Raw genomic sequence first — 20,557 nt, 5'->3', positions numbered from 1 at the left:
TCCGTCCGCTCGCCCGGCTACCCCTTCGCCACGGCCTCCGGCTCCGGCGGGACGTGCGGCCCGCCGGCTGGTCGCTCGTCGCCGTGGCCCGGCCACCACGCCTTGTGCCCGATCAGCGCGGTCAGCGCTGGCACGAAGAACATCGACATGACGAACGCCGACAGCACGATGCCGATCGCCACCGCGAAGCCCATCTGCTGCAGGAACGAGATCGGAGCGAGCAGCAGCACCGCGAACGTCCCGGCCAGGATCAAGCCTGCTGCCGCGACCGTCGGGCCGGCGTGTTCGACCCCGATGGCGGCGGCCTGGTGCGGCTCGTTGCCCTCCCGCGCCTCCTCGCGTAGTCGGGCGATCATCAGGATGTTGTAGTCAGTCCCGATTGCCACCACGAAGAGGTAGAGGATGATCGGCAGCTGGAAGGTGACGCCGGGCTCGCCCTGCAGCCCTTGGAAGAGGTAGACAGTGGCGCCCAGCGTGGCGGCGAAGTTGAGCAGCACCGCTATCACGAGGTAGATCGGCGCGACCAGACTGCGCAGCAGCAGCGCGAGGATGAGCGCGATCAGGCCGGCCGCGACCGGCAGGATCACCGACAGGTCGCGGTTGTTGGCCGAGTTGATGTCCGCGAAGATCGCGGTGGTCCCGCCGACCAGCGCCCGGGTGCCCGGCGGGGCCGCCGTGTGCACGGCATCGCGCAGGTCGTCGCGGACGAGGTTGATCGCCTTGTTGGAGACCGGGTTCTCGTTGAGCAGCAGGTTGACCCGGGCCACACTCGGGTCGGTGCTGCGCTCCGGGGGCTGCGCCTGGCCCACACCCGGGGCTTTCGCCACGGCCGCCGCGAAGTCGTTGACCTGCTGCTCGTTCAGTGGCGACCCGTTGCTGGTGGTCAGGTAGACCTCGGTAGGGGCGAGCGCACCGGCGGCGAACCCGCGCTGTAGGTCCTGTGCGGCCTTCGCCGACTCGGTGTCCTGCGGGAAGCCGGCGCTGAAGTCGTAGTCGGCCTTGTAGCCGAGCACGCCTGCGGCGAGCGCGACCAGGAGGACACCGGAGGCCGCCGCGACAAGCGCCGGACGGCGCCCGACGGTGTTGCCGAGCCGGTGCCAGATGGTGGCCTTGGGCGCACGCTGCCACGCCTTCGAGGGCCAGAAGACGTACCGGCCGAGCAGGGAGACGACCGCCGGGATGAGGGTGAGCGAGGTGACCAGCATGACGCCGACCGCGATCGCGAGCGCTGGACCGAGGGAGCCGAAGAAGCCCAGCGAGGCGAGGAGCAGCACGAGGAACGCGACGATGACCACTCCGGCGGCCGAGGTGATAACCTCGCCGACCCGCTGGACGGTGACGATCATCGCGGTGCGCTTGTCGTCGCCGGCGCGCAGCCGCTCCCGGTAGCGGAAGAGCAGGAACAGGATGTAGTCGGTGCCGATGCCGAACAGCACGATCAGCAGGATCGTCTGCAGATCCTGGCTGACACTGAGGTCGAATGCCTTGCCGGCGGCGGCGACGAGACCCGTCGTGATGCTCAGGACGACGCCGACGACCACCACGGGCAGCAGCGCCGCGATGGGGCTGCGGAAGATGACGAGGATCAGTCCGATGATGAGGATGATCGTCGCGACGCCGACCACGGCGAAGGCGTTGTTGAAGGTGTCCTCGTTGTCGACGAAGCTCGCCACGTCACCGGCCACGCCCGCGGTCAGCCCACTGTTCGCCAGCTCCGGGCCGATGTCCGCGCGCAGGTCGCGCACGGCGTCGAGCAGTGCCGGGTCGTCGGGGGTGGGTGCGTCGAGCCCGACGTTGATGATCTGCACCGACTTGTCCGGTGCGACCGCGGGCGGGCCGGTCAGGTAGCCGGACGTACGCGGGATGTTCTTGGCCTTGAGCGACTGGGCGAGCTGGCCCACCTTCGCCTCGTCCGCCGACGTGAGTTTCTGCCCGTCGGTGCGCTTGACCACGATGGTTGCCGTCGCGGTGGCCTGCTGCGGGAACGCCTTCTGCCCCAGCTCGGTGGCCTGCACCGACTCGTACGAGCGAGGCAGGAAGCTCTCCTGGTCGGCGGAGGTGATGTCGCTCAGGGACGGTGTGGTGAGGATGATGGCGGCTGCCGCGACCACCCACCCGGCGATCACCCACCACGCTCTGCCCACGACGAATCTGCCCAGCCGCTCGAACATGGTTCCCCCCGTGTGTCCGGCACAACCGACGTCTGGTGGCGAGGCGGCCATGGATACCGATCGCCACCCTGCGCTACCGATGTGCAGCGTACCGTCACGACCTAATCCTTTTCGGACGCGCGGGAGTGTCAGGCGCGTGCTTTTCAGCTGGGGCCGCGACAGGCTCGCCGACGACGTGTACCCCACCGCCCGAACGATCGCCGCCTAAGGATTCACTCGGTGTCCAACAGAAAGGCGCTGACCACAGCGGCGAACTCCGCTTGCGCATCGTGATGCACGACGTGACCAGCTGGCAGCTCGACAAGCGTCGCTCGATCGTCGCGACGGGTGATCATCTCGCGCGCGTGAGCGGCCGTCAGCTCGTCACTGCGCGTTCCGCGGATCAGGAGGGTCGGGCAGGTCACCGACACCCAGTCGTTCCAGTGGTCGCCGTTGAGCGCTTTCTGGGACGCCACCGTGTCATCGATGTCGAACGAGAAGCCCCAGCCGCCCTTCGACTGACGGAAAGAGCACTCCAGATAGGGAGCCGCCGCACCCACTGCCGAGGCCAACGCTTCGCGTGATGGCGCATCGCGAGGGAGTCGGGTGGTGAACGACCAGTCGCAGTTCACGACCGCGCCGATGTCCTCGACGACCAGCGCGGTGACCCGGTCCGGGTGCCGGCTGGCGTACTGGTAGGCGTTCACTCCGCCGAGCGAGTGGCCCAGCACGGCCACCGGGCCGACTCCCAGATGCCTGTGGAAGGCGTCGACGTCGGCGACGTAGTCGTCCCGCTCATAGCTCTCGGCTCGGTCGGATTCACCATGCCCACGCTGATCGAGCGCGATCACCCGCCACCGCGCCGCCAACGCCTCCGCCAGCGGCGCGAAGGCCGACGCTTCGTTGTAGTGCCCGTGCAGAGCCAGGAGTGGAGTGCCCGGCCCGCCAAAGTCGAGGTAGGAAAGCTTCAGACCGCCGACTGTGAAGAACCCCCGCATGCCTCAGCATGCTAGATCAACCACTGTTTCGGATGCGGTCAGGCCGCGTCCGCATCGGAGGTGAACCTGACGTCTAGCCTCCGGTCCAGAGCCCGGGCCAGACGCTCCAGCACCGGCAGCGTCGGCACCGTTCCGCCTGCTTCGAAGCGGGCCACCGCGGACTGAGTCATGCCGGCGGCGCGAGCCAACTGGCTCTGACTCCAGCCATGCCCTTCGCGCAGATGGCGTACCTCCTGCCCAAGCTCGAAGGCGATCCGGGTGGCTTCGTAGGTCTCGGATGCTCCCGGCTCCGCCATCCGGCGCTCACGCAGGTCGTTCCAATCCACGCGATCACTCATCACACGTCCCCTCATAGCATCGATGCTATGGGATCGAGCTGCGGAAGAGGTCAGACGCGTTAGGTTGAGGTCCATGGAGCAGCGGATCAGTCTCGTCACCCTGGGAGTCGCGGACGTAGCCCGCGCGAAGGCGTTCTACGAGCAGCTCGGCTGGCGGGGCCAGGAGGTCGAGGAGACGGTCTTCATCCAGGCCGGCGGCCTGGCCGTCGTCCTCTGGGGCCGCGACAAACTCGCCGACGACGCCGGCATCACTGACCCAGGCACGGACGGCTTCGGTGGGATGACTCTCGCGCAGAACGTCCGATCCCGCGAGGAGGTGGACGAGGTCATCGCCACGGCGACCAAGGCTGGTGCCACGGTGACCAAGCCGGCCCGGGAGACCTTCTATGGCGGCTACGCGGGCTACTTCGCCGACCCGGACGGGCACGTCTGGGAGATCGCGTGGAATCCCGGCTTCGCTCTCGCGGACGACGGCACCCTGACCGTCCCTGACTTCAGCGCAATGGGCTGAGCTGCGTAGGCACGCACACGGATCAGGGCGTCGGAGGCGGGCAGAGCAGCGGGTCCAGCAGCGGCAGTTGCAGCGGATCCAGGCAGACCGCCAGCAGCGAGTTCGGCGACGGCGTCTCGGTGGGGGTCGGAGTCGGGGAGGTCGACGCGACGGGCGGCGTCGGAACGGGTGATGTGGACGGTTCCGTCGTGGGCCCAGGGGTCGGCGCCGAGGTGGGCGACGGAGCAGGGACGGCCGACGGGGTGACTGCCGGCGCTTCGGCCACCGTGACGGCAGGTGACACCGCTCGGGAGACGGCTGCGGCAGTCGACGGCCGGACGGCCGGGGTGTGTGGCGGGCTCCAGACGGCACTGGCGGCCGTACCGACGCGCGAGCGGGGTGCCACCGGCCCGACGGGAGGCAACGCCACAGGGGCGACCCTGGGCACGTCCAGGGCGGCGATCTCGGCCCGCTGCACCGACACCGGTAACTCCACGCCAGACGAGCGAGGGCCGAGTGCGCCCGGGCCGACCGTCGCGAACACCACAGCCGCGATGGCGGCGGCACCGAGCGCCCGCCGGTCGGGGCGTACCGCGGTCAGGGGTGCGTCGTCGGGTTCCGCCAGCACGATAGGCGCGGGCCGGGCCGCCCGGTGTGCGGCCAGCAGCGCGTCGACCTGCGCCAGGACGGCAGTGCGATCCGTGGCGACGGCGAGGGTGAGGTAGAAGCGGAAGTTCACCACGGCGTTGGCGGGGACGAGCAGCCCGGAGAGTCGACTGTGGTCGGGCAGCAGGGTGAACGGGGTGTCGGGGTGGTGGGCGGGGCCGACCAGGTCGGCGTACCGCCACTCGCGCCGGTGCTCACGCCCGCCGAAGGCCACCCGGTGACTGGTCACGACGGCCATGCCGGTGTCGACGGCCCGTAGGCCCGGCGGCAGGGCCTCAGACCAGGCATCGGCGTAGGAGCAAGCGCCGCCCGGGGTGGGTAGGCCGGGGACGTGCCGCGCCTCGGCCTCGACCAGCGTGGCGACGGGGAGGACGCGGAAGACGAGTTCGTCGTCGGCGAGGTCCACCGGAAGGCCGGTGCGGGGCTGCGTACACCCGAGGAAGCCGGCGGCTTCGACGCGGAGCCGGGCCAGGTGGTCGTCGCGGCGCTGCCAGGCGTCGCTGGCGTCGCGGTACGCGCGTTGCCGGCGCTCGTTCTCGCGCTCGGCCCAGGCGATCCGCCAGGGGGCACAGGCCACAGAGGTCACGGTCACATGCGTTACAACCGCTCACGTACGTGACAGGCAACGCGACCGGGATCGATGCATCCCGTTGCGCCCGAAAGGAGAGAATTGCAGGTGATCAGCCGGCGCGGCGGCGGTCGGTCATCGGGTCGCGGACCGGGAACCGTGACGGGCCCTCGGTGGGTACGCCTCGCAGTGCTCGGCCCAGTGTTCGGCGGCGGTGGCGAGGGCGTCCGCGGAGACGGTGAGGATCAGCGGGTAGATGGCGCTGGCGGGGCGGCGCATCCACGGGGGCAGTGACTCGGCGGAGAACTCCACGATGAGTTCCAGCCGCCGGCGGCGGAGCACCCGGGTGCGTAGGGCCAGGTTGGGTTCGGTGAAGCGAACCAGTGCCGGTGGCGCGCTCAGCCCGAGGGCGGCGGTGGCCTGCCCGTGCAGCCAGCCGCCGAGCGCGCGGGCCTCCTCGACCATCAGGCTCGGGTAGTGGTGGGACCAGGTCTGACCGTCGGAGGTGCGGGCGTCCACCTCGATGAGCAGCCAGTCGTGCCAGCCGGGCGTCGCCCCTTCGGGGTCGTCGGGCGGGTCGATGCCGGGCTGGTAGCCGACGGGGCGTATCCGCACCCGGGCACCATCGTCAGACCGGATCTCCACTCGATCATTCTGGCCGACCGAAGAGGATTCCGGAGGACAAACAGGTCATTTAGTGACGGTCCGCCGTACTCCCTGGTGGTCGGCGCAGGCCTTGGGCTGACCGCCGGCCAGGCTGACCGAACCGTCGCGGCACTGCACCAGGTAACCCCGACCGGCCCAGAACTGCGGTACGCAGTCGAACCAGTCGCACACCTCGGCTGCCGGTTTGCGGATCCGCGTACCGCCGCAGAAGTCGTACCCCAGCGGGTTTTCCGGTGCCCCGCAGCGCGGCCCCCGGGGGGTGGTGCTGGGCGACGGGCGTGGCGACTTCGTCGGCTTCGGCGACGAAGGCTTGAGCGCGGGCCCCGGAGTCGCCGGGCGCTTCGGTGGAGGCGTCACGCTTGCCGTGGGCGCGGGGGTGGCGGCGACGGCGACCTCCGCCGGGTCGGACGGGTCCGACTCGATCAGCGCGGCCGGCACCAGCAACGCGATGGCCGCCGCCACGGCGAGGGTCCGCCGGCCGCCGGGCACGAACGACGACAGCCGGGCCTGCCCGGGCGTGGCCGCCGCCGGGCGGAACGGCTTGAGCTGGGCGTGCTCCGCGATCAACTCGTCGAGCTGGGCGAGCACCGCCGCGCGTTGTTCGATCGCGTCGGCGAAGGCCAGGGTCAGTTTGAACCGGAAATCCGCCGCGGCGTCGACGGGCAACAGCAACCCGGAGGTGTGCCGCCGGTCGAGCACCTGGATCAGGGTGACCGGGGCCGCCGGGTCGTGGGCCAGGCCGGTCATCCGGCCGTACGCCCAGTCGCGCCGGCCGCGTCCGCCGAGCAGCACCAGTCGACGGCTGGTGATCACGGCCATGCCGGCGTCGGTGACGCGTACGCCGTCGGGGCGGCGCGGGCGTAGCGGCCCGGCCGGTCGGGCGATCGTGAGGTCCGGCGCGGGAAGGACCGTGGTGTGGCGTACCTCGATCAGTTGCGCGGCGGGCAGCACCCAGAGCACCACCTCGTCGGCGGCCAACTCCAGGGGCAGGCCGGCACCGGCCGCTGCCGAGCCCTGGAAGTCGGCGGCCAGGGCGCGTAGTCGCCGTAACTCGTCGGCACGCCGCCGCCACGCCGCCTCGGCACCGCGGTACGTGCTGACCCGCCGCACGTTCTGCCGGTGCGCCCACCGGTACCGCCATGTGGAACCCGTCGAATCAGTTTTTGCCACGCCGACTCCTTCGCCGCGCAGACCACCAATCTGGGTTGTCACCAGGTCTAACCGGGGCGGCGTGGCGCTCGGACACGCCGAAACGGGCAAACTACCCGATCGGCGGAGCATCCCGCACGATAGGGCGATACTGGTTCCGGCGTTCACGTTTCCCGAGGAGGTGACGGTCGTGCCGCCAGTCACCGCGCCCGGGGTCGTGATCGGGGTCGACATCGGCACCACCAGCACCAAGGCCGTCGCGTACGACACCGACGGAAAACAGCTGGGCAGCCACTCGCTCGGCTACCCGCTGGACAACCCGCAACCCGGCTACGCCGAGCAGGACCCGCGACTCATCCTCGACGCGGTGCTCAGGTCGATCAGCATCGTCGTGGCGGAGCTGGTCCAGCCGGTGGCCGGGCTGTCGTTCAGCTCGGCCATGCACAGCCTGATCGGGCTGGATTCGGACGGCAACCCGCTCACCCCGTCGGTGACCTGGGCCGACTCACGCTCGACGCGGCAGGCCGAGCGGTTGCGGGCGGTGCCGTCCGGGCTGGCCCTGCACCGGCGCACCGGCACGCCCATGCACCCGATGTCGCCGCTGCCCAAGCTGCTCTGGTTCGCCGAGCAGGAGCCGAAACTCTTCGAGAAGGTCACGCACTGGGTGGGCATCAAGGACTGGGTGCTGCTGCGACTCTGCGGCACGCTGGTCACCGACCACTCGATCGCGTCGGCCACCGGCCTGCTGGACATCCACAGGTTGGAGTGGGACAGCGAGGCGCTGAGCATCGCCGGCATCACCGCTGACAAACTCCCCCGACTGGTGGCCACCACCGCCGTGCTGCCCGACCTCACGCCGCAGGCCGCTTCCGAGACCGGCCTGCCGCAGCGCACGCCGGTGGTGGTCGGCGCCGGCGACGGGCCGCTGGCGAACCTTGGTCTGGGCGCGGTGCACCCCGGCATGGTGGCCTGCTCGATCGGCACCAGCGGCGCGATGCGGGTGATGGTCGAACGGCCCGGCGTGGACCCGCTCGGTGGGGTGTTCTGCTACGCGCTGACCGAGCAGCGCTGGGCGGTCGGGGGTGCCATCAACAACGGCGGCATCGTGCTCAAGTGGGCCGGTGCGGCGCTCGCCCCGGATCTGGGCGAGCACTCCGAGGAGGACCTGGTGGCCCTCGCCGCCCGCGCGCCGGCCGGTTCGGGCGGGCTCCTCATGCTGCCGTACCTGCACAGCGAACGGGCACCACACTGGAGCGCCCTGCCGCGCGGGGCGTACGTGGGGCTGACCCACGGGCACCGTCGTGAGCATCTGGTCCGAGCTGCCCTGGAGGGGGTCTGCCAGCAGCTCGCGTTGGTGCTCAGCTCGGTGCGGGCCGCCGGCAACGAGGTCCGGGAGATCCGGGCCGGTGGCGGGTTCGCCCGCAGCGGCCTGTGGCGGCAGATGCTCGCCGACGTGCTCGGCATGCCGGTGAGCTTCCCGGCGGCCCACGAGGGGTCGAGCTTCGGGGCGGCGCTGCTCGGCATGGAGGCGCTCGGGCTGATCCCCAGCATCGACGTCGCCGCCGACCTGGTGCGGATCGAGGAGACAATCCGCCCCGACCCGGCCACCTCCGCCACCTACGCGGGGCTGCTGCCGCTCTTCGCCGAGCTGTACGACGCCCTGGTGCCCGCCTTCACCTCGATCCGCCGGATGGCACCCGGCCTACCCGCCGAACCCGAACCGTCGGACGGAAAGCCGAGGTGACGTCGGGGCAGTGTCACCACTGACACTGATTCCGCTGTGGCATCTTGATTCCGCTGTGGCATCACGCTCACGAGGACATTGCCGCCCGGACGGATGACACCCCGTCCCAGCGACCCCACCTGCCCCCGCCGGTTCATATCGTGCAAACGTGAGAAAAAGCGACAGCTCTGTCCGCGTACCCCTGAAGTGGCTGGCGGCGGCGGTCGCGCTCGCCGTGGTCGCGACGACCGGGCCGGCCACCGCGGACGGCCCGGACCACGGGCCCGTCGCGGACCCGACGCAGCAGACCGAGCCGGGGTACGCGGACAGCGAGGGTCACGAGCCCGGCCTGGACCCGACGCCGGAGCGGGCGCCGACCAGCGAGGTGTCCTGGTTGTCGTTTCCCGGCGGGGTGTTCGCTGTGGACTCGCTCGGGCACACGGTGCGCTACCGCGCCTGCGACGGCGACACCGGCCGGGTCGCCGACCCGAACATGCGGGTCGCCGCGGGTGTGGCCAGCGGCGCGGTGGTGGTCGGGGGCGTCGCCTACCGCTACCGGGTGCCGCTGGTCGGGCGCAGCGAGGGCGCCCTTGAGGTGATCCCCCCGCACCGCCCGCCGGTGGAGCTGACCGGTGTGGTGGTCACCAGCCCGCAGCCGCCCACCGACCCGGTCGCGGGAGCCCGGCTCTTCCCGCTCAGCGGGCAGCTCGCCCGGGTGGTCGCGGACGCGAGCCTCAACCCGGCCGGCGCCACCGTCCGGGACCTGTCCGGTCGGTACGGCGACCAGCAGATCGCCGTCAACGGCTCGCTCCGGCCCAAGGCCGCCAGCGTGATCAAACTGTGGATCCTCGTCGAACTGCTCCGCCGCGTCGACTGTGGACAGGTCTCCCTCGACGACGGGGTGCTGGTCACCCCGGAGGACATCGTGGGCGGCACCGGCCAGTTGCAGTTCGAGACGTTCCCGCAGGTGGTGACCCTGCACCGGCTCGCCCAGTATCTGATCAAGTACAGCGACAACGTCGCCGCGAACGTGCTGATCACCTACCTGGGCGGGTTCGCCCCGGTCAACGCGCTGATCGACTCGATGAACCAGCGGTCCACCATCCTGGCCCGCCGGATGCTCGACAGCGCCGCCGCCCAGCGCGGCGAGGAGAACTACACCAGCCCCGACGACGTGGTGTCCCTGCTCGGCGCGGTCTGGGACGGCGAGATCCTCACCCCCGCCTCCCGGGACCTGATGATCGGATTCATGCGGGAACAGACCCTGAACACCAAGATCCCGGCCGCGTTGCCACCCGGGGTGCCGGTGGCCCACAAGACCGGTGACCTGCCGGACGCCTCCCACGACGTCGGCTACTACCTGATCCCCGGCACCGAAACCGCCGTCGCGTTCCTCACCGCCGGACCGATGGCCAGCGGCGACGAGACAGTCCGCCGGATGGCCCGAACCGTCTACGACTTCCTGGTCACCCCCGTCGACGGGGCGGTCGAGGAATGAACCGGCGTCAGGCGCCCGGAATGTTCGCCGGCGGGTCCTCGCCGACCAGGTCGGCCGCCGGCGGGTCCGCCGACACCGCCAGCCCGAAGTCCGAGTACGTCAGGTCGAGCTGGGCGGTCTGCGACTCCTTGCTGGCCAACTCGATGCGGTAGCGGACCAGTCGCCCCTGCTCGTCGACGGCAGCGGTGAACGGCACCGCCCCGGCCCGGTCACCGAGCACGTTGCCGACCCCTTCGCCCAGCACCGCGCTGCTCTCGCGCAGGTCCAGCGTCCCGGCGTACTCCCGCGTGGCGGTCTGCCGCACCGCGGTCGCCGTGCTGAGCGTGCCGGCCAACCTGGTGTTGTCCAGCCCCTTGTTGGCGGGGGGTGAACCCGGAGCACCGACGTGCCACCAGGTCTTGCCGTCCCACACCGGAACACGCCGGTCCGGGGCGCTGACCCGCACGTAGACGTCCGGCCCGGTCGTGAGCCGTTCGATCTTCACCTCACCGGTGGGCACCTTCAGGGAGGTGGTCTCCAGACCACGCTTCGCCCTCGGGTCCCAGAGCACCACGGTGCCGTCCCCGCCCGTCGTCCCGCCGCTGCTCAATGTCAGCTTGTAGGTCTGCTGGTCGACCTTCCCGGCGGCGGTCTTGAGCACACCGACCGGGTCGGTCGGACCCGCCGACGCCACCGGGCGACCCGCGTCGGGCTCGTCCCCGGTGCCCACAAGGGCCCACACCCCGGCGGCGACGGCCACCGCGAGAATGACACCAGCGGCGATCAGCTTCGGCTTCTGCACTGTCAACTCCCCGGGGGCGGCGCGGTCCGGCCAGACTAGCCGGACCGCCCTCCCGGTCGATCAGGAGCGGCTGATCGCGTTGGCGTGGATCGCCTCGTTCAGGTACGCGGCCAACCCCGGGGCGATGTTCTCGTAGTGCGCGGTGAACCGCTCGTCGGCCATGTACATGTCAGCCAGCCCGGTGTGGATCTCGTACGAGCACTCGTAGAACCAGCGGCTGATGAGCTGCCGGTGCTCCTCGGCCAACTCCATCGCCTCCGGTCCGTCCGCCGGTGCGCCCGAGGCCAGCACCGCGACGATCCGCCGGCCCCAGTCCTCGTTCTCAGCCTTGATCCGCAGCCAGTCTTCCTTGGTGTAGCGCGAGGCCCGCCGGTTCGACTCCCGGTACGCGTCGGTGTCGCCCCAGCGCTGCTCCGCCTCGGCCTCGTGCTCCTCCGGCGTGAAGTCACCGAAGACCTCGAACCGCTCCTCGGGAGTGAGTTGGATGTTCAACTTGCTCGCCTCCATCGCGAACTCGATCGCCGTGACCATCTCCTGCAACCGTTTGATCCGTACCGTCAGCAGTTCGTGCTGCCGGCGCAGGTGCGCGGCCGGGTCGGCCGCCGGGTCGTCGATGATCGCGGTGATCTCCTCAAGCGGGAAACCCAGCTCCCGGTAGTACAGGACGAGTTGCAGCCGTTGCAGGTCCGCGTCGTCGTAGCGGCGGTAACCGGCCGAGGTCCGCCCGCTCGGCGAGAGCAGCCCGACCTCGTCGTAGTGGTGCAACGTCCGAACCGTCACGCCGGCCAGCTTCGCCACCTGACCCACCGTGTACGCCATGGTCCCCCTCCCTTCCGGGAACCAGGCTGCCGCCTGCCGTTACGTCAGGGTCAAGCCCGATTCTGGCCCACCCTCGTGGGGCTGTCCGGCCGCCCGTACAGATAGCCCTGACCGCGCGGGCAGCCGATCGCGGCGACCGCCTCGTGCTGCCGTTCGGTCTCCACCCCCTCGGCGACCACCGCGAGGTCGAACGCGCCGGCCAGGCGGGTCACCATCTCCACCGTGGCGTACGCGCGGTCGTCCGACCCCAGGCGGGCCACGAACGAACGGTCGATCTTCAGCTCGGTGGCTGGGATCCGGTGCAGGTAGCTCAGCGACGAGTAGCCGGTGCCGAAGTCGTCGATCGCGATCTTGATGCCCAACTCGCGGAGCTGGTGCAGCCGTTCCAGCACCGTCTCGGTGCCCTCGATCAACGCCGACTCGGTCAACTCCAGGGTCAACGCCCGCGGGGCCAGCCCGGCGGCGCTCACCGCCGAGGTGACAGTGGCGATCAGATCCGGGCGACGCAGATGCGCCGCGGCGATGTTCACCGCGACGGTCGCCTCCGGCGCACGGCCCCGCCAGGTGGCGGCGGCCCGGCACGCCTCGTGGATCACCCACCTGTCGATCGGCAGGATCAACCCGGTCTCCTCGGCCAACGGCAGGAACTTCGACGGCGGCAGCATCCCCAGGCGAGGATGCCGCCACCGCACCAACGCCTCGGCGCTGCGGACCGCGCCGGTGCCCAGGTCCACGATCGGCTGGAACTCCAGGTGCAGCTGGTCCTCGTCCACCACCCGGCGCAGGTCGGCGATCAGCTCGGCGCGGGACACGGCCGACTCGCGCAGCGCCGGGGTGCACGTGCGGTACGCGGACTTCCCGGCCGCCTTCGCCGCGTACATGGCGATGTCGGCGTCACGCAGCAGGTCGGTGTGGGAGGCGTGCTGCGGACCGAACTCCGCGATGCCGATGCTCGCGGACGGGTGCACCCCGACGTCCTCCTCGTCGTCGGAGGGCCGCAGCGCGTCCAGCAGCCGTTCGGCGAGCCGCTCCGGTGGGACGGGACGGTCGCCGTCGACCAGCACGGCGAACTCGTCGCCGCCCAGCCGGGCGATCGTCCCGTCGCCGTCCACGGCATCCCGCATCCGGGCCGCCAACCCGGTCAACAGGGTGTCCCCGGTGGCGTGCCCGAACCGGTCGTTGACCTGCTTGAACCCGTCCAGGTCGAGCAGCAGCACAGCCACCGGTCGGTCGTCGCGCAGGGCCAGGCGCAGTCGCCTGTTGAACAGCAGCCGGTTGGGCAGCCCGGTGAGCTGGTCGGCGTACGCGAGTCGGCGCAGCCGGGCCACCAGCCGCAGGTTCTCGTTGGCGGCCAACCCCTGCCGCACGGCCAGCGCCGCCAGCAGCACCATCATCGTCACGAAGACCAGCTGCGGGGTCTGCCCGGTGGGCCGCCGGGCCAGCACCACCGCGATGATCGCCCCGCCCACCGGCAGGTACGGCAACGCCCCGCGCCACCACGGCGGCACTGGTGACTCGGCGGTGTCGTCGGTGCCGTCGCAGTCCGGCGGCGGTGGCTTCCGGGTGGCCAGGCCGATCAACAGGTAGCTCAGCGGCCAGCACAGGTCGATCGGGTGACCGGCGGCGTAGTCGGCGCGGGCGACCAGCGACACGTAGACGACGTCGGCGACGACCCGCAGGGTGAGGCTCCCCGCGAGCAGGCTCATCGGCTGCCACATCGGCCGGGCCGGGCCGGACACCGCGACCAGGATGGTGAGCTGCATCAGGTCGAACATCGGGTAGAGCAGCCCCAACGTGCGCGCCGAGTCGGCCAACTCGGCGGCGGCGACCCCGCGGTAGACCAGCACCCAGGCGATCGGCACCAGGGCCAGGGCGACGATGATCCCGTCCAGCAGGGTACGGGCCCGCCCCACCGCCGAGCGGGGCGCCGACGGTGAGCTGAGCAGCGCGGCCGTGCCGGTGAGGATGCCGGCGGTGAAGACCACCCCGACCACCGGCGTGTGCGGCAGGTCGTCGCCGACGAGCCGCTGCACAGTCCAGATCGCCCGGCCCACAGCGGCGAGCGCCATGGTGCCGGCGAGCAGAGCCCAGAACCTGCGCAGCGGCGCCGGATGCCGACGGGCAACCCCGATGCACGCGAGCGTCGCCCAACCGGCGACCACCAACGCGCCGACGTCACTGACCAGCGCGGCCGCGGGCAGGGCGGCGACCAACCAGGCTGCCTCCACGGCCAGAACCGTGCCGGCGACCAGCAGACCGAAACGGCCCGCCCGGAGGCTCGTCGACGCGCGCCGGTCGGCGGGGTCGGGACGCGCGGGCGGTGCCGACGCGGTCGACACCACGACGGCCTGGCTCACGTCCTGTGGTGACACGGCGAACGCTCCGGCTCTCTCTCGTGGTGCACCCTCGACGCTGAGGACCGGTCCCGGCAAACCTCGCAAAGCCTAGTCAGCGGCCGGATGGCCCGCCAGGGCCGAACGGCAGGCCTGTTGATGACCGAAGGTGCGGTAGCCCTCCGGCCACATGCGACGTTCTTCGGTCAGCGGCCGGCGGAGCGGTTCCAGGGTGAGCGGGGCAGTGTGGTGCCGGCCTGAGGGCGGCGTGCCCGACGGCGTTTGCGCCGGCCGGGGGTGCAGGGCGGACGGGCCACAGTGTGCACCGCCACGTCGACCGGGGGCGTCGGTCGACCGATCAGCCAGCAGAGGAAGCGTTCCATCGACGGATCAGCCGACCGGGAGGCGCTGGGCATCGGCCTTGGCGATCTCGTACTCCGCACCGCAGAACGTGCACTGTTGCGCGTACCGGGTGCGGATGGGGATGAGCGGAATGAAGAAGAGCGTGAATTTCGTCGCTCGTCGGGTGATCACCTGCGCGGCGTGGTTGCCGCAGTGTCGGCACACCTGCTGCACGACACCGGACCGGTCGACCTTGGTACGCAGACCAAAGATGAAGAACATCGCCCGCCAGTACCCACTCCATCGCGAAAAGTCACCAGATCCCACCGCTGGATCGTCACAAGATCCGCGCAAGTACGGGGAAACTGCTGCCTCCGCGCGGCTGGAGGCAGCAGTTTCCCCGATGTTGCTCGGATCTTGGGCTCGCGTGACGTGAGCCGAGGGTGGGGCGGCTCAGTTGGTCGGCTGGGGCTCCAGGCCGGGGATCTCCTCGGCGATCCAGATCGGCTGCCAGTTCGGCACCTCGTGGAAGCGGCGCAGCTCGAACAGCCCGGCAACCGAGCCGCTCCAGGCCCCGTACGGCGGGTTGGCCTCGTCGAAGCCGCTCTGCACGAAGGTCAGCGTGGTCCGGCCGTCGGACTCGGCCAGCTCCCAGTTCGTGACGCCGGTCGGCCCCCAGTCGACCGACATCCGCCGGCCGGGCTCCAGGTCGACGATCTTGGCCGCGTAACCGGTCTCGAAGCCGCCCATGGCGTAGCGACCACCGACCCAGGGCTCGATGCCGATCGGGTAGCCGAACCAGGCGCTGGCCTGCTCGGAGTCGGTCAGTGACTCCCACACCTTGTCGGCGGGGGCGGCGATGACCAGCTCACCGCGCAGGTCGGCGGAGGTGAAGTCGGTGCGGGGCAGCAGTGGCTTGCCCTCCACGTGGGCGGCCAGGTTGGCGATGGACAGCGCCCAGTACGTCTGGAGCACGCCCCGGATGCTGGAGCCGCTCATCGCCTCGGCGAAGTCGAAGTGGCTCTGGGTCAGCGTCAGCACTGTGCTGTCGGTGCCCTCGGCGGTCAACTGGAACTCGGTGGTGGTCTCCACCCCGTCGAGCAGCCAGCTGAAGCGCAGCGTGTCGTCGTCGGCGTGCAGCAGCCGCTGGTGCGGGGCGTCACCCTCGGGCGTGTAGCGGCCCCAGAACTCGTACCGCTGGGGCAGCTCGACCTCGGCGTGCTCGGCCAGCCAGAGACGCAGCTCGGCCGGGTTGGTAAGAGCCTTGCGGACGCGCCCGACCGGCGCGGAGAGGCGGGCCTGAACCTTCATCGGCTCACTCATTGTCGTTTCCTTTCGGATAGCAGGCGACGGCCAGCTTGAAGGCATCTCCCTCGCTGCCGCCGTAGCGGGTGAACAGGTCCTGAAGTGCGGTTTGGAGGTCGTGCAGGAACTGCGGGCGGAGCTCGGCCGGCACCCGGATCTCGCCGGAGACGCCGATCGAGGGCAGCTCGGGTGCGGCCCGGTCCAGGGCGGCGACGTCGGCCTGGACCTCCTCCATCAGGTCCAGCAGGTAGCCCAGGCTCAGCTCGTCGCGGGCCCGGCGCAGCCCGATCCGGCCGACGAGCCGTGGGGACAGCCAGTAGGACCGGGCGGCGGCCTGGTAGATGCCCTCGGTGATCCCGCGGACCTTGCGCTCGTTGACCAGCTCGACCAGGCCGGCCGCGACGAGCTGCTTGACGTGGTAGTAGACGCGCTGCGGCGTCTGGTCGAGTCGGGCCGCGACCTCGGTGCAGGTGCGCGGTTCGGCCAGTTGCCGCAGCACCTCGACGCGTTGCGGCTTGAGCAGGACTTCGGCCTGCTCGATCTGCTCCAGGTACAGGACGTCTCTCATGGCAAAATCAGTTTGTACGTACAAAACTTGTTTGTCAATCGCTTCGCGAAAAGCCGCGCCGACGTTCTCGACGCGGCTTCCCGCAGCACTCAGCGGATGGTCAGGGCAACCAGTCGGGTCGCAGCGGGTAGCCGTTCACCCCGTCCGGGCCGTTGTGCGTGGCCAGCACCTGGTGCAGTTGGATGCCGTTGCGCTCGAACGCCATCCGCGACCCGGCCATGTACAACCCCCACACCCGGGCGGTGCCCGCGCCCACCTCGGACACGCAGAAGTCCCAGTGCTCTACCAGGTTGCGACACCAGGCGGCCAGCGTCAGCGCGTAGTGCTGGCGCAGGTTCTCCTCGTGGTGCACCTCGAACCCGGCGTCGTGGATCTCGCTGATCAGCCGGCCCGGGCCGGCCAACTCGCCGTCCGGGAAGACGTACCTGTCGATGAACGCGCCGGAGCGGTGCGGCGCCCGGTTGTCCGCGCGGGTGATGCAGTGGTTGAGCAGACGCCCACCCTGCCGCAGCCGACTGCGCAGCGCCCCGAAGTAGGTCGGGTAGTTGCGCACCCCGATGTGCTCGGTCAACCCGATCGACGAGACGGCGTCGAACTGCTCCGCCGGCGCGTCCCGGTAGTCCATGTGCCGCACCTCGGCCAGCCCGGTCAACCCCTCCCGCTCGATCGCCGCCTGCGCCCACTGCGCCTGCGCCTTCGACAGGGTCACCCCGAGCGCCTTCACGCCGTACTCGCGCGCGGCGTGCCGCACCATGCCGCCCCAGCCGCAGCCCACATCCAGCAGCCGCATCCCCTTCTTCAACGCCAGCTTGCCGGCGACCAGGTCGTACTTCGCCGCCTGGGCCTGCTCCAGCGTGTCGTCCGGGGACCGGTAGACCGCACAGGTGTACGTCATCGACGGACCGAGCACCTTCTCGTAGAAGGCGTTGGAGACGTCGTAGTGGTGCGAGATCGCCGTGCTGTCCCGGACCCGGGAGTGCCGCAGCCCGTTCATCACCCGCTTCCACCGGGGCAGCGCCTCCTGCGGCGGTGCCGGCGGCGGCATCAGCCGCTCCCAGCCCAGCCCACGGACCAGCGCCACCCCGTCGGTCAGCGACGGTGGGCGCAACCGCAGCTCGTCCTTGAGCACCCGCAACGCCTCGTACGGGTCGCCCGGGTGCACCCCCTGCAACGCCAGGTCGCCACTGACGTAGGCCCGGGCCATGCCCAGGTCGCCAGGGGCGGTGAGCAGGTACGACAGGCCACGCTCGGAACGGATCGCCAGGGTGATGCCGGCGTCGGACGGGCCGACGGCGCTGCCGTCGTACCCGGTGATCCGCACCGGCAGTGGTCCCGTGGTGACCGCGCGGACGACATCCGCCACGGTCGGACCCGTGTGCCGGCCCCCCGCCGGCGGGGTGGCGGGAACGCTCGCCGCCCCTTGATCTCTGTCGGTCAGGCTCATGCTCGTGCTACCGCCTTTTCGTACAGTCCCGTCAGCCGGTGGTCCGGGTCGTAGCGGTCTTTCACCGCCCGCCACGTGTCGCCGCCGTACAGGCGGTCGAAGGCGTCCCGGTCGTAGTACGCGTCCGAGTAGAGCGACTTGTGCCCGCCCGACTCCGACACCCTGCGTTCGATCGTGCGGTTGACGTCGCCGTCGGCGGCGCCCGGCGCGATCGGCACGCTCCCCCAGAACCCGATGTTGACGTAGTCCTGCCCCGGCCGGAGTGGATACAGCGGCCAGGACCGCGCCGAACCGGGCCCCGCCGGCTCACGCAGTCGCAACGGACAGAGCCACACCGGGTTCATCCCCACTGTGCTGGCGAACCAGCGCAGGAAGTCCGCCGTCTCGTTCAGCGGGATCTCCACGTCCTGCACGACCCGTTCCCGGGCCGGCTGGCCGCGCAGCCGGTCGATCCGGGCCGCCACCTGGTGTCGGTGTTCGAGTCGCACGAGCCGGTGGTAGAAGTCGCTACGCCGGTAGCGGGCCGGCCAGAGCCGGCGGACGACCGGGTGCTGCGCGCCGAACGCCGCCGAGCACCAGAACCAGTCGGTGTCCCAGCGCCACAGATAGTCGTACGCGGTGAGCACGTCACGGGTGCGCTGGCGCAGCGACCGGTAGTAGATCGCCTGGCCGGTGTAGTCGCTGGGCGGATCGGCGGCGTCGGTGAACGTGGCGAACACCAGGTACGCCTCGCCGGGGCTGAACATCACCCCGTCCATCGCGTCGACCGGCTCGCCGGCCCAGGAGCGGGTCGCGGTCACCTCCGCTATCGCGTCGGTCAGCGCCTCCAGTCGGGTGAACCGGACGTTGCGCAACGCCACGTACCGGCCGACCGGTTGCAGCTCGATGCGCAGCCGGGTGGCGTAGCCGAGGCTGCCCAGCGAGTTGGGGAACGCGGTGAACAGGTCCGCGTGCTCCCCGTCGGGTCGGGCGGTGACGATCTCGCCGGAGCCGGTGAGGATGTCCAACTCGCGTACCGACTCGTGCGGCAGGCCGTTGCGGAACGAGGTCGACTCGATCCCGAGGCCGGTCACCGCGCCGCCCAGCGTGATGGTGCGCAGCTGCGGCACCACCAGCGGCATCAGCCCGTGCGGCAGCGTCGCGTCGACCAGGTCCTCGTACGTGCACATGCCCTGCACGTCGGCGGTGCGGCCGGTCGGGTCGACCGACAGCACCCCGTTCAGGGCACTCACGTCGAGGCCCGGGGTCCGTGGAGCGGACCGGGGGCGGAACAGGTTGGAGGTGCGTTTGGCCAGCCGGACAGGCTCGCCCGTGGGCACCGCGGCGTACGACCGTCGCAGCGTGTCCACCGCTTCATCATGGTCAATGGGGTGATCCACACGCTCAGCGCGCATGTGATCACCTTACGCTCGCGTTTCGAAAACCGTGGGATGTCGACGATGGCAGTTTCCCGTCCGGCAGGGTGCCCGACGGTTACCGTGGCGGGCATGCCATCGCCCGCGATCACCGCCCTGGACGCCGCCGGACTCCCGTATCGGCTGCTCAGCCACGGTGAGGTCCGCAGTCTCGCGGAGGCAGCAGCGGCCCAGGGCGTGGCCGTCTCCGATGTGGTGAAGACCATCGTGGTCCGTCGCGGTGCCGACGATCACCTGTTCGTGCTCACCCCCGGCGACCGGGTCGTCTCCTGGCCCAAGCTGCGCGCGCTGCTCGGGGTGCAGCGGCTCTCCATGCCCGACGCGGCGGGCGCACGGGCCGCCACCGGCTACGAACGCGGCACCATCACCCCGTTCGGCGCGAGCACTGCCTGGCCGGTGATCGCCGACGAGCGGCTGCGCGGCCGGGAGATCAGTCTGGGGGCAGGCGTTCGTGGCCTCGCCGTGGCGGTGGACGCCGACGCCGCGATCGTCGCCCTCGACGCCACCGTCGCCGACGTCACCGACCCGCAGCCCGCCCGCTGAGCGCTGCACGGCCCCGCCGGACTGGCTCCGGCGCGCCGCCGTGGGCGAGGATGGCGCGTATGTCCGCGCCCCAGGAACGCCCCGACCCCGCCGGCACCGTCTACGGCGGGCGACCGGCGCCGCGCCCCGGGCCGCTGTCCGACCCGCTGCTGCGGGTCGCCTTGGCGGTCGGGGTGGTCGGCGCGCTCCTGGGGGTGGTCTTCGCGACCGGGGTGTTCGGCGGGGACGCCGAGCAGCCTGTCCCGGCGGCGGTCGGTACGCCCTCCACCGCGGCGGAGCCGACCGAACCGGCGGCCGAGCCGAGCCCGACCGCACCCGCCGAACCGTCACCCACCACCCCGGCCGGGCCGCCCACCGGGCCGAAGGTGTTCCGGGTCGCCTCCGGGCTCTGCCTCGGGCTCGACGGCGACGGTAAGGAGGCCGAGGCCCAGTTGGCCACGTGCAGTGGCGGCCCGGAACAGCAGTGGGTGGTCAACCCGATCGGCGCGGACGTGGTGACGTTGACCAACGCCGCCCACGGTCAGTGCCTGGACGTCGAGGGCGGCAGTCGGGACGACGGTGCGCAGATCCTGCAGTTCCCCTGCCACGGCGAGGCCAACCAGCAGTGGCGACTCTCCGCGACCGGCACCGGCCCGGTGCTGCTTGTCGCCGTGCACAGCGGCAAGTGCGCGCAGGCCGACGACGACGGCATCGAGGCGGGCGACGAGGTCCGGCAGCGGCAGTGCGACGGCCGACCGGCCCAGCAGTGGACCCTGAGCTGA

At 71.1% G+C, this 20,557-nt stretch carries 20 protein-coding genes; 5 read left to right on the top strand and 15 right to left on the bottom strand.

Annotation, left to right across the window (positions count from 1 at the left end):
* Positions 1-17: 17 nt before the first annotated feature.
* The 3 genes from O7631_RS10395 to O7631_RS10385 all read right to left on the bottom strand — a co-directional run bounded on the left by O7631_RS10395 (position 18) and on the right by O7631_RS10385 (position 3,486).
* Complete coding sequence (locus O7631_RS10395; protein ID WP_278144049.1) at positions 18-2,171, bottom strand: MMPL family transporter; 2,154 nt, start codon at positions 2,169-2,171, stop codon at positions 18-20.
* A 212-nt stretch (positions 2,172-2,383) separates the two neighbouring features.
* On the bottom strand, positions 2,384-3,148 hold the full coding sequence (locus O7631_RS10390; protein ID WP_278144048.1) for an alpha/beta hydrolase: 765 nt from the start codon (positions 3,146-3,148) through the stop codon (positions 2,384-2,386).
* 38 nt (positions 3,149-3,186) lie between these two features.
* Positions 3,187-3,486 carry a helix-turn-helix transcriptional regulator gene (locus O7631_RS10385; protein ID WP_278144047.1) on the bottom strand — a complete coding sequence of 100 codons (300 nt, stop codon included), beginning with the start codon at positions 3,484-3,486 and terminating at the stop codon, positions 3,187-3,189.
* 73 nt (positions 3,487-3,559) lie between these two features.
* Here O7631_RS10385 and O7631_RS10380 point away from each other — a divergent pair, with 73 nt between their 5' ends.
* Complete coding sequence (locus tag O7631_RS10380) at positions 3,560-3,997, top strand: VOC family protein (RefSeq protein ID WP_278144046.1); 438 nt, start codon at positions 3,560-3,562, stop codon at positions 3,995-3,997.
* 22 nt (positions 3,998-4,019) lie between these two features.
* On the opposite strand, the gene O7631_RS10375 is transcribed toward O7631_RS10380, so the two are convergent.
* From O7631_RS10375 to O7631_RS10365, 3 genes are all read right to left on the bottom strand, one after another.
* Positions 4,020-5,228: a hypothetical protein gene (locus O7631_RS10375; RefSeq protein ID WP_278144045.1), complete on the bottom strand. Its 1,209-nt coding sequence runs from the start codon at positions 5,226-5,228 to the stop codon at positions 4,020-4,022.
* 117 nt (positions 5,229-5,345) lie between these two features.
* Positions 5,346-5,855: a hypothetical protein gene (locus O7631_RS10370; RefSeq protein ID WP_278144044.1), complete on the bottom strand. Its 510-nt coding sequence runs from the start codon at positions 5,853-5,855 to the stop codon at positions 5,346-5,348.
* Positions 5,856-5,900: 45 nt separating this feature from the next.
* Positions 5,901-7,046 (bottom strand): hypothetical protein, encoded by a 1,146-nt coding sequence (locus tag O7631_RS10365; RefSeq protein ID WP_278144043.1) that lies wholly within the window; start codon positions 7,044-7,046, stop codon positions 5,901-5,903.
* 169 nt (positions 7,047-7,215) lie between these two features.
* Between O7631_RS10365 and O7631_RS10360 the strand changes: the two genes are divergently transcribed.
* Positions 7,216-8,769, top strand: a complete 1,554-nt coding sequence (locus O7631_RS10360) for a gluconokinase (RefSeq protein WP_278144042.1) — start codon at positions 7,216-7,218, stop codon at positions 8,767-8,769.
* A 148-nt stretch (positions 8,770-8,917) separates the two neighbouring features.
* The gene (locus tag O7631_RS10355; RefSeq protein WP_278144041.1) at positions 8,918-10,246 is read left to right on the top strand and encodes a serine hydrolase; all 1,329 of its coding nucleotides are present in this window, start codon (positions 8,918-8,920) and stop codon (positions 10,244-10,246) included.
* 7 nt (positions 10,247-10,253) lie between these two features.
* Here the strand turns inward: O7631_RS10355 and O7631_RS10350 are convergent, their stop codons facing one another.
* From O7631_RS10350 to O7631_RS10310, 9 genes are all read right to left on the bottom strand, one after another.
* Positions 10,254-11,027 (bottom strand): hypothetical protein, encoded by a 774-nt coding sequence (locus O7631_RS10350; protein WP_278144040.1) that lies wholly within the window; start codon positions 11,025-11,027, stop codon positions 10,254-10,256.
* Positions 11,028-11,087: 60 nt separating this feature from the next.
* Positions 11,088-11,846, bottom strand: a complete 759-nt coding sequence (locus tag O7631_RS10345) for a MerR family transcriptional regulator (RefSeq protein ID WP_278144039.1) — start codon at positions 11,844-11,846, stop codon at positions 11,088-11,090.
* 50 nt (positions 11,847-11,896) lie between these two features.
* Positions 11,897-14,218: a bifunctional diguanylate cyclase/phosphodiesterase gene (locus O7631_RS10340; RefSeq protein WP_278144038.1), complete on the bottom strand. Its 2,322-nt coding sequence runs from the start codon at positions 14,216-14,218 to the stop codon at positions 11,897-11,899.
* A gap of 167 nt (positions 14,219-14,385) precedes the next feature.
* Complete coding sequence (locus O7631_RS10335; RefSeq protein ID WP_278144037.1) at positions 14,386-14,562, bottom strand: hypothetical protein; 177 nt, start codon at positions 14,560-14,562, stop codon at positions 14,386-14,388.
* 7 nt (positions 14,563-14,569) lie between these two features.
* A complete protein-coding gene (locus O7631_RS10330; RefSeq protein ID WP_145785856.1) occupies positions 14,570-14,803 on the bottom strand; it encodes a zinc-ribbon domain-containing protein in 234 nt (77 codons plus the stop codon).
* Positions 14,804-14,974: 171 nt separating this feature from the next.
* Positions 14,975-15,844, bottom strand: coding sequence for an SRPBCC family protein (locus O7631_RS10325; protein WP_278144036.1), 870 nt, complete (start codon positions 15,842-15,844; stop codon positions 14,975-14,977).
* Positions 15,837-16,394: a helix-turn-helix domain-containing protein gene (locus tag O7631_RS10320; RefSeq protein WP_269680981.1), complete on the bottom strand. Its 558-nt coding sequence runs from the start codon at positions 16,392-16,394 to the stop codon at positions 15,837-15,839. The genes O7631_RS10325 and O7631_RS10320 overlap by 8 nt, the downstream gene beginning before the upstream one ends.
* 100 nt (positions 16,395-16,494) lie before the next feature.
* Complete coding sequence (locus tag O7631_RS10315; protein ID WP_278144035.1) at positions 16,495-17,838, bottom strand: class I SAM-dependent methyltransferase; 1,344 nt, start codon at positions 17,836-17,838, stop codon at positions 16,495-16,497.
* Positions 17,835-19,232: an FAD-binding oxidoreductase gene (locus tag O7631_RS10310; RefSeq protein WP_278144034.1), complete on the bottom strand. Its 1,398-nt coding sequence runs from the start codon at positions 19,230-19,232 to the stop codon at positions 17,835-17,837. The genes O7631_RS10315 and O7631_RS10310 overlap by 4 nt, the downstream gene beginning before the upstream one ends.
* 93 nt (positions 19,233-19,325) lie before the next feature.
* On the opposite strand from O7631_RS10310, the gene O7631_RS10305 reads away from it, so the two are divergent.
* Both O7631_RS10305 and O7631_RS10300 read left to right on the top strand, forming a co-directional pair.
* Positions 19,326-19,796, top strand: coding sequence for a YbaK/EbsC family protein (locus O7631_RS10305; protein WP_278144033.1), 471 nt, complete (start codon positions 19,326-19,328; stop codon positions 19,794-19,796).
* Between the two features lie 59 nt (positions 19,797-19,855).
* Complete coding sequence (locus tag O7631_RS10300) at positions 19,856-20,557, top strand: RICIN domain-containing protein (RefSeq protein WP_278144032.1); 702 nt, start codon at positions 19,856-19,858, stop codon at positions 20,555-20,557.

Source organism: Micromonospora sp. WMMD967 (assembly GCF_029626165.1).
GTDB classification, from domain to species: domain Bacteria; phylum Actinomycetota; class Actinomycetes; order Mycobacteriales; family Micromonosporaceae; genus Micromonospora; species Micromonospora taraxaci.
Note: the sequence above shows the minus strand (reverse complement) of the source record. Positions and strands in the feature narration are given on the sequence as shown.